Origin of the sequence: Sphingomonas sp., assembly GCF_048594985.1 — a bacterium.
Classification (GTDB): Bacteria; Pseudomonadota; Alphaproteobacteria; order Sphingomonadales; family Sphingomonadaceae; genus Sphingomonas_I.
Genome location: NZ_JBMDXG010000003.1, coordinates 1 through 8524, shown reverse-complemented (window position 1 = coordinate 8524; position 8524 = coordinate 1). Strand labels below are relative to the sequence as shown.

The following is an 8524-nucleotide window of genomic DNA, read 5'->3' as shown; positions in this document are numbered from 1 at the left end:
GAAGAGACATGGGCCCCTGCCTGCGCAGGGGCGACGGGGTGGGCGGCGGGCCTATGCACCAACCACCTCCGTGCAGCGGTCGCACAGGTCGCCATCCTCGACCACCTCGGGCAGATGACGCCAGCAGCGGCCGCATTTATGCCGGTCGGTGCGGTGCGCGATCGCGACCGGGCCGTGCGCGACCGTGTCGAACGAGGCGTCGGACACGATCAGCAGTTCGGCCAGCTCGGCCGTGGTGACGTTGGGGCGGTCGCGATCGTCGGGCAGGCCGATCACGACCTTGACCTCGAGGCTCGACCCCACCTCCTTCGCGCGGCGCTTGGGCTCGATCTCGGCGCTCACCACCTGGCGGAGCGTGCGCAGCTCGTCCCACTGGGCGGCCAGTTCGCGATCCACCCAAAGGTCGAGCACATCCGGCCATTCGAGCAGGTGCACGCTGCCGCCATCCGGATAGCGCGTGCCCCACACTTCCTCGGCGGTGAAGCAGAGGATCGGCGCGGCATAGCGCACGAGCGCGTGGAACAGGATGTCGAGCACCGTGCGATAGGCGCGCCGCTTCGGATCGGCGGGCGCGTCGCAATAGAGCGAATCCTTGCGGACATCGAAGAAGAAGGCCGACAGATCGTTGTTGCAGAAATCGGTGAGCGCTCGCGCGTAACGGTTGAACTCGAACGCGTCCGCCGCCGAACGCAGCTCGGCATCGAGCGCGGCGAGCAAATGGAGAACGTACCGCTCCAAGTCGGGCATGTCGTCGACCGCCACCCGCTCGTCCTCGCCAAAACCGTCGAGCGCGCCGAGCAGGTAGCGGAAGGTGTTGCGCAGCTTGCGATAGGCGTCCGACGTGCCGGCCAGGATCTCCTTGCCGATGCGCACATCCTCGAAATAGTCGACGCTCGCGACCCATAGGCGCAGGATGTCGGCCCCGCTCTCGCCAATGATCTTGAGCGGATCGACGACGTTGCCGATCGACTTCGACATCTTCCGCCCCTGCCCGTCGAGCGCGAAGCCGTGCGTCAGCACCGCGTCATACGGCGCCACCCCGCGCGTGCCGCAGCTTTCGAGCAGCGACGACTGGAACCAGCCGCGATGCTGGTCCGACCCTTCGAGATAGAGGTTGGCGCGCGTCCCCTCGCCATAGCGCGCCTCGATCACGAAGGCGTGGGTCGAGCCGCTGTCGAACCAGACGTCGAGAATGTCCTTCTGCGGTTCGTACTCCGCCAGATCGTAATCGGGGCCGAGTAGCGCCTGATGGTCGGCGGTGAACCACGCATCCGCCCCGCCCGCCTCGAACGCGGCGAGGATGCGGGCGTTGACCTGCGCGTCGCGCAGATAGTCGCCGGTCGCCTTGTGGACGTAGAGCGCGATCGGCACGCCCCACGCGCGCTGGCGCGAGATCACCCAGTCGGGCCGCCCCTCGACCATCGCGCCGATGCGGTTGCGGCCCTTTTCGGGCACGAAGCGCGTGCGCGCGATCGCGTCGAGCGCGAGTTCGCGCAGGGTCGCACCGTTCGAGCCCTCTCCCCGCCGGGGAGAGGGAGCAGCGGCGTCGATCTCCGCCGCTATGGCCGACGGCTCGCTTTGCAAGCCGATCTCCGCTCCGCGACCTGCCCCCGGCAGGTCGCGAGATATGCTCCGATCCATGCCGATGAACCATTGCGGCGTGGCGCGGAAGATCACCTTGGCCTTGGACCGCCAGCTATGCGGGTAGCTGTGCTGGAAGTCCGCGCTGGCGGCGAGCAGCGCCCCGGCTTCGCGCAGATCCGAACAGATCGGGCCGTCGGGCGCGTTGAACTTGGGATTGATGACGCTCCCTTGCCCGCCCAGCCACGGCCAGTCGGCGCGATACTTGCCGTCGCCCTCGACCGCGAACACGGGGTCGATGCCGTGTTCCTTGCACAGCAGGAAATCGTCCTCGCCATGATCCGGCGCCATGTGGACGAGGCCGGTGCCGGCATCGGTGGTGACGAAATCGCCCGGCAGCATAGGGCGGGGCTTCTCGAAGAAGGCGAGCCTTTTCTCCCACTCGTCACCCCGGATTTGATCCGGGGTCCCGCTGCCTTCGCCCGCACCAAAAGAAGCGGGATCCCGGCTTTCGCCGGGATGACGGAGGAAATTGTAGATCGGGTGGCGGACCATTGTGCCGGCGAGATCGGAGCCTTTGCCGCGCCAAGACACCTTTGGCTCTGCCTGAAGGCGAGGGTCAATCCGCCTCAAGACGGCATCGAGCAATACTTCCGCTATTAGGAACGGACTGGTAAGGCGGGATGCATATTCTCCGGCTTCTGCCAACCGTTTGCTACGATCACCGCCACGGCCAACAGAGCTTACAATATCGGGGGCTGCGTCTACCAGAATATACTCAACCTCCGGCCCGTAAGCCAAAGCCTGGTTGACCGGGATCGTCCACGGCGTGGTGGTCCAGATCACCGCATGCGCGCCGATCAGTTCGGGGATCGGGCTCTCGACGATCTCGAACGCGACGTCGATCTGGGTCGAGGTGATGTCCTCATATTCGACCTCGGCCTCGGCCAGCGCAGTCTTTTCTACGGGGCTCCACATCACCGGCTTGGCGCCGCGATAGAGCTGGCCGGTTTCGGCGAATTTCAACAGCTCGCCGGCGATGATCGCCTCGCTGGCGTAGTTCATGGTGAGGTAGGGATCGGCCCACTCGCCCATCACGCCCAGCCGCTGGAACTGGTCGCGCTGCACATCCACCCACTTGTCGGCATAGGCGCGGCACTGGGCGCGGAAGTCCGCGACCGGCACCTCGTCCTTGTTCTTCTTGGCCTTGCGATATTCCTCCTCGACCTTCCATTCGATCGGCAGGCCGTGGCAGTCCCAGCCGGGGACATAGGGCGCGTCCTTGCCGAGCAAAGACTGGGTGCGGACGACGATGTCCTTCAGCACCTTGTTCATCGCATGGCCCATGTGGATGTCGCCATTGGCGTAGGGCGGGCCGTCGTGGAGGATGAAGCGTTCGCGCCCGGCGCGCGCCTCGCGCAGGCGGGCGTAGAGGTCGTCGGCCTGCCATTGGGCGAGGATCGCCGGTTCCTTGGCAGCGAGGCCCGCCTTCATCGGAAAATCGGTCTTCGGCAGGAAGACGGTGTCGCGCCAGTCGCGCTTGGTGTCGGGAGTGTCGGCCATGGTCGGCGCGCGCTTTAGCGGGAAGCGCGCGCCAAACAAACCCAACCGTGCACCCACCCCGTCACCCCGGACCTGTTCCCGAGTCCACGGCCCGGCAATGGGCCGCGGCGAGGATGCATGGTGGATGCCGGAACGGGTCCGGCATGACGGTTTCTCGAGATATCAACCGCGCCCGATCAGCTTCATCGCCATGCGATCGGCGACGGCGGCGGCGGTTTCGCCGGTCGCGGCGCTTTCCTCCCAGATCGACTCGAGCCGGCCGGGGATCTGGCGGATGCGCGCCTCGACCTCGTCGCGATCGCCCTGCCCCAGATATTCGAGGCTGACGTTGATGATCCCGCCCGCGTTGATAACGTAATCGGGGGCGTAGAGGATGCCGCGCGCGTGCAGCCGGTCGCCATCCACCGGGGTGGCGAGCTGGTTGTTGGCGGCGCCCGCCACCGCCTTGACGCGCAAGGCGGGAATGCTGGCCTCGGTCAGGACCGCGCCGAGCGCGCACGGGCTGAAAATGTCCGCTTCGACATCCAGAATGGCGGAGGGCCCGGTCACGGCGGCGCCGAGTTCTTCGGCCAGCCGCGCGGCGCGGCCGGCGTCCATGTCGGCGATGGTCAGCCGCGCGCCTTCGCCCGCGAGCAGGCGGGCGAGCCCGCCGCCGACCGAGCCGACGCCCTGGATCGCGACATGGACGCCGTCGGCGCTGTCGCGGCTGAGCGCGCGCTTGATCGCCGCCTTCACGCCCAGGAACACGCCCGTCGCGGTCGAGGGGCCAGGATCGCCGCCGGCCGCGCCCTCACCCACGGGCAGGCCCGAGACGTGGCGCGTCTCGCGCCCGATCGCGACCAGATCCGCCTCGCCCATGCCGACATCCTCGGCGGTGACGTAGCGCCCGCCGAGCGAATCGACCGCGCGACCGAAGGCGGCGAGCAGTTCGGGCGACTTGGCGCGATCCGCGCCGGCCAGGATTACCCCCTTGCCGCCGCCCATCGGCAGGCCCGCCATCGCATTCTTGAAGCTCATGCCGCGCGACAGGCGCAGCGCGTCGGTCACCGCCTGCGCATCGTCGGCATAATGCCAGAAGCGGGTGCCGCCGGCCGCCGGGCCGAGATGCGTGGAATGGAGCGCGATGACCGCGCGCAGCCCGCTGGCGGGATCGGTGAAGAAGTGAACGCCCTCGTGCGCGTCGAAATCGGGCAGGGTCCACAAGGCCGGCATGCCATTCCTCTCACAAGATTATTGCTGGACAACGCAATAATCTTTTCGGAGCGCAATCGCTACCCTCAACCGACGTCGGGGTACAGGCGGAAGAGGCCTGGAATATGGGAAATGCTGGGGCGGACGACGGGACTTGAACCCGCGACCCTCGGTACCACAAACCGATGCTCTAACCAACTGAGCTACGACCGCCGCATTGGCACGCGGCTGACGCCGCAGGCCTGCCCCTCTAGGTACAGGGGGGTCGTCGGTCAAGCGGGCGGAATCGCCGACGCAGCGCCTGGCATCGCTGGCATGGCGGCGCCCGGCGTGCAAAACGGCCGCGCGGTATCGCAACGGGGGATGGATGGACTGGCTGTACCCGATCGCCGGGCTGGTCGTGGGGATGATGGTCGGCCTGACCGGCGTGGGGGGCGGATCGCTGATGGCGCCGCTCCTGATCCTGACGTTCGGCGTTTCCCCTACCACCGCCGTCGGCACCGACCTGTGGTTCGCCGCGATCACGAAGACGGTCGGCGGCGTCGTCCATCACCGGCAGGGCGGGCCCGACTGGCAGATCGTGCGGCGGCTGGCGCTGGGCAGCCTGCCGATGGCCGCGCTGACATTGTGGTGGCTTTCCTCCGCCGACATCCACCAGATCAAGGGCGGCACGATCATGCACGCGCTGGGCGTGGTGCTGATGCTGACCGCGCTCGCCACCGTGCTGAAGGGGCCGATCCATCGTTACGCCACGCGCGCGCGGTCCGCCGCGATCAGCGCGCATCGGTGGCAGCCGGCGGCGACGGTCGCGGCGGGCGCGGTGCTGGGTTTCCTCGTGACGCTGACATCGGTCGGATCGGGTGCGCTGGGCGCGGCGATGCTGCTCGCGCTCTATCCCCTGCGTCTTTCGGCGAGGCGGCTGGTGGGCACCGACATCGTCCATGCGGTGCCGCTGACCTTCGTCGCCGGGATCGGCCACTTATGGATCGGCAACGTCCATCTCGGCACGCTGGGCCTGCTGCTGATCGGATCGATCCCCGGCATCGTCGCCGGATCGCTGCTGGCCAACCGCATGTCCGATTCCGTGATCCGGCCGATCCTGGCCGCGATCCTGGTGTTTGCGGGCTATCGCCTGCTCGTCGCCTGAGCGTGTCGGCCGGGCTGGCATCACGCGGGCCGCCTGCGCTAGGGGCGGATGCGTGAACGAACCCGATCCATTCGCCGCCTGGGTACGCCAGACGCTGGGGCACGCGCCCAAGGACGCAGACCTGTTTCGCCGCGCGCTGACACATGGCAGCCAGGGGGGGCCGAGCTATGAGCGGCTGGAATTCCTGGGCGACCGGGTGCTCGGCCTCGCCATGGCGGCGTGGCTCTACGGCCGGTTTCCCGACGAACCGGAGGGCAAATTGTCCGCGCGCCTGAACATGCTCGTCAGCCGCGAGACCTGCGCCGAGGTCGGACGCGAGGCCGGTATTCCGGCGCAACTGATCCTGGGCAAGCAGGCGCGCGACGACGGCGCGCAGATGAGCGACAATGTCGTGGGTGACGCGGTCGAATCGATGATCGGCGCGCTGTTCTGCGAAACGGACTTCCGCACGGCATCGGACGCGGTGAAGCGGCTGTGGGGCGACCGGCTCGACCGGCTGGAGGAAGCGCCCAAGCATCCCAAGTCGGCGCTGCAGGAATGGGCCGCCGCGCGCCAGTGCCGCCCGCCGGTCTATACTTTGGTCGGGCGCGATGGCCCGCATCACGCCCCCCGCTTCACCGTCCAGGTCGAGGTCGGCGGACGGCGCGGCGGCGCGGCGCAGGCGGACGGATCGTCGAAGCAGGAGGCGGAAACCGCCGCCGCCGCCGCACTGATGGCGCAGCTCGCATGAGCCAGCGCTGCGGCCTCGTCGCCATCGTCGGCGCGCCCAATGCGGGCAAGTCGACCCTCGTCAACGCGCTGGTCGGGCAGAAGGTGGCGATCGTCAGCCCCAAGGCGCAGACGACGCGCACGCGCCTGATGGGCATCGCGATCGAGGAGGAGGCGCAACTCCTGCTGGTCGATACGCCGGGCATCTTCGATCCGCGTCGCCGGCTCGACCGCGCGATGGTCGCCGCCGCCTGGGGCGGGACCGAAGGCGCCGACCTGATCGCGCTGGTGATCGACGCCAAGGGCAAGTTCAATTCGCCGGCGCGCGCTTTGGTCGATCGGGTCGCGGCGCTGCCGGGGCCGAAGATGGTGATCCTCAACAAGGTCGACATCGCCATCAAGGAGCCCCTGCTCGCGCTCGCGCAGGAATTGCAGGGGATGCTCGATCCGGTGGCGATCCATTTCGTGTCGGCGCTGACCGCCGACGGGGTCGCCGCGCTCAAGGCCGATCTGGCGGCGCGCATGCCCGAGGGGCCGTGGCACTTCCCCGAGGACCAGGTGTCGGACGCGTCCGAACGGATGCTGGCGGCGGAGGTGACGCGCGAGCAACTCTACCTCCAGCTTCGCGCCGAGCTCCCCTACGACAGCGCGATTGAGACCGAGAAGTATGAGGAACGGCGCGACGGATCGGTCGCGATCCACCAGCAGATCCTGGTCGCGCGCGAGACCCAGCGCGCGATCATCCTCGGCGCGCGCGGCGCGCGGCTGAAGGAGATCGGACAGAAAGCGCGCGAGGAGCTGCAGCGGATCACCGGGCAGAAGGTCCACCTGTTCCTGCACGTGAAGGTCAATCCGCGCTGGGAAGAGGATCGCAGCCTGTACCGCGACATCGGGCTCGACTGGGTCGATTGAGCGCACGCCGATGACGCGCGACGACGCCCGGCTGTGGCGCACCGAAAAAGCCGCGCGGATGCGCGTGATCGTCGACGCGGACGATTATTTCCGCATTGCGCGCGACGCGATGATGCAGGCGCGGCGGCGGATCATGCTGATCGGATGGGATTTCGACGCGCGCATCCGCCTGATCCGCGACGGCCACGAACCCGGCGAACCGGAGACGGTCGGCGATTTCATCCTGTGGCTCGCGGAACGCAATCCGGAGCTGGAGGTCTTCCTGCTACGGTGGGACGTGGGCGCGCTCAAGACGGTGGTGCGCGGCAGCACCATCCTCACGGTGCTGCGATGGATGCGCCATCCGCGCATTCAGACCAAGCTCGACGCCTTCCACCCGACCGGCGCCTCGCATCACCAGAAGGTCGTCGTGATCGACGATTGCTTCGCCTTCTGCGGCGGGATCGACATGACCGGCGAACGCTGGGACCGGCGCGATCACGAGGACGACGATCCGGGCCGGACGCTGCCCAACGGCAAACCCTACAAGCCGTGGCATGACGCCACCGCCGCCGTCGAAGGGCCGGTTGCGGCGGCGCTCGGCGAGATGGCGCGCGAACGATGGCGGCGCGCCGGCGGCACGGCACTGACCGCGATCGAGGAGCGATCGGACTGCTGGCCGGAGGGGCTCGACGTCGATTTTCGCGACATTCCCGTGGGGATCGCGCGCACTTTCCCGGAGATGCCGGACCAGGACGGGGTGCGGGAGATCGAGACGCTGTTCCTCGCCCAGATCGCGGCGGTCAGAACCAGTCTCTATGTCGAGAGCCAGTATTTCGCGTCGCGCAAGATCGCGGAGGCGAGCGCGCGGCGGCTGGACGAGGCGGACGGGCCGGAAATCGTCATCGTCAATCCGCTGACCGCGCAAGGATGGCTCGAGCCGCTGGCGATGGATACGGCGCGCGCGCGGCTGATGGCGGCGCTCGCGGCGCGCGACCGCCACGGCCGCCTGCGGCTCTACCATCCCTTCACCGAAGGCGGCGCGCCGATCTATGTCCACGCCAAGATTCTGATCGCCGACGGGCGCACGCTCCGCATCGGATCGGCCAATATGAACAACCGCTCGCTCGGACTCGACACCGAATGCGACCTGGTGATCGAGGCGGAGAGCGCGGCGGATCGCGCGCGCGTCGCGGAGATCCGCGACGACCTGCTCGCGGAGCATCTCGGCGTCGAGCCGGAGACCGTCACGCGCGCGATCGAGAGCCACGGATCGCTGATCGGCGCGATCGAGGCGCTGCGCGGCGACGGACGCTCGCTGCGGCCGTATCGCGATCCCAACCTCAGCGAGACCGAGCGCTGGCTGGCGGACAATGAGGTGCTCGACCCGGAGAGTCCGCAGGAAATGTTCGAGGCGCAGACGGGGCGCGGCCTGTTCCGCCG

Annotated in this window: 6 protein-coding genes and 1 tRNA gene; 4 read left to right on the top strand and 3 right to left on the bottom strand. The window is 68.3% G+C overall.

Features of this window, described 5'->3' with window-relative positions:
- Positions 1 to 51: 51 nt before the first annotated feature.
- The 3 genes from ileS to ACOJSF_RS00075 form a co-directional block, all read right to left on the bottom strand.
- Positions 52 to 3144 (bottom strand): isoleucine--tRNA ligase, encoded by a 3093-nt coding sequence (gene ileS, locus ACOJSF_RS00085; protein WP_420140208.1) that lies wholly within the window; start codon positions 3142 to 3144, stop codon positions 52 to 54.
- A 162-nt stretch (positions 3145 to 3306) separates the two neighbouring features.
- Positions 3307 to 4356, bottom strand: a complete 1050-nt coding sequence (locus tag ACOJSF_RS00080) for a Leu/Phe/Val dehydrogenase (protein WP_420140207.1) — start codon at positions 4354 to 4356, stop codon at positions 3307 to 3309.
- Between the two features lie 115 nt (positions 4357 to 4471).
- Positions 4472 to 4548: transfer RNA gene (locus ACOJSF_RS00075), tRNA-His, on the bottom strand.
- A 154-nt stretch (positions 4549 to 4702) separates the two neighbouring features.
- On the opposite strand from ACOJSF_RS00075, the gene ACOJSF_RS00070 reads away from it, so the two are divergent.
- The 4 genes from ACOJSF_RS00070 to ACOJSF_RS00055 all read left to right on the top strand — a co-directional run.
- Entirely contained in the window at positions 4703 to 5482 is a 780-nt protein-coding gene (locus ACOJSF_RS00070; protein WP_420140206.1) for a sulfite exporter TauE/SafE family protein, read from the top strand.
- Between the two features lie 52 nt (positions 5483 to 5534).
- Complete coding sequence (rnc, locus tag ACOJSF_RS00065) at positions 5535 to 6212, top strand: ribonuclease III (RefSeq protein ID WP_420140205.1); 678 nt, start codon at positions 5535 to 5537, stop codon at positions 6210 to 6212.
- Positions 6209 to 7102 (top strand): GTPase Era, encoded by an 894-nt coding sequence (gene era / locus ACOJSF_RS00060; RefSeq protein WP_420140204.1) that lies wholly within the window; start codon positions 6209 to 6211, stop codon positions 7100 to 7102. The genes rnc and era overlap by 4 nt, the downstream gene beginning before the upstream one ends.
- Before the next feature lie 10 nt (positions 7103 to 7112).
- Positions 7113 to 8524 (top strand): phospholipase D-like domain-containing protein (locus ACOJSF_RS00055; protein WP_420140203.1); only part of this gene is annotated, 1412 nt, incomplete at its 3' end.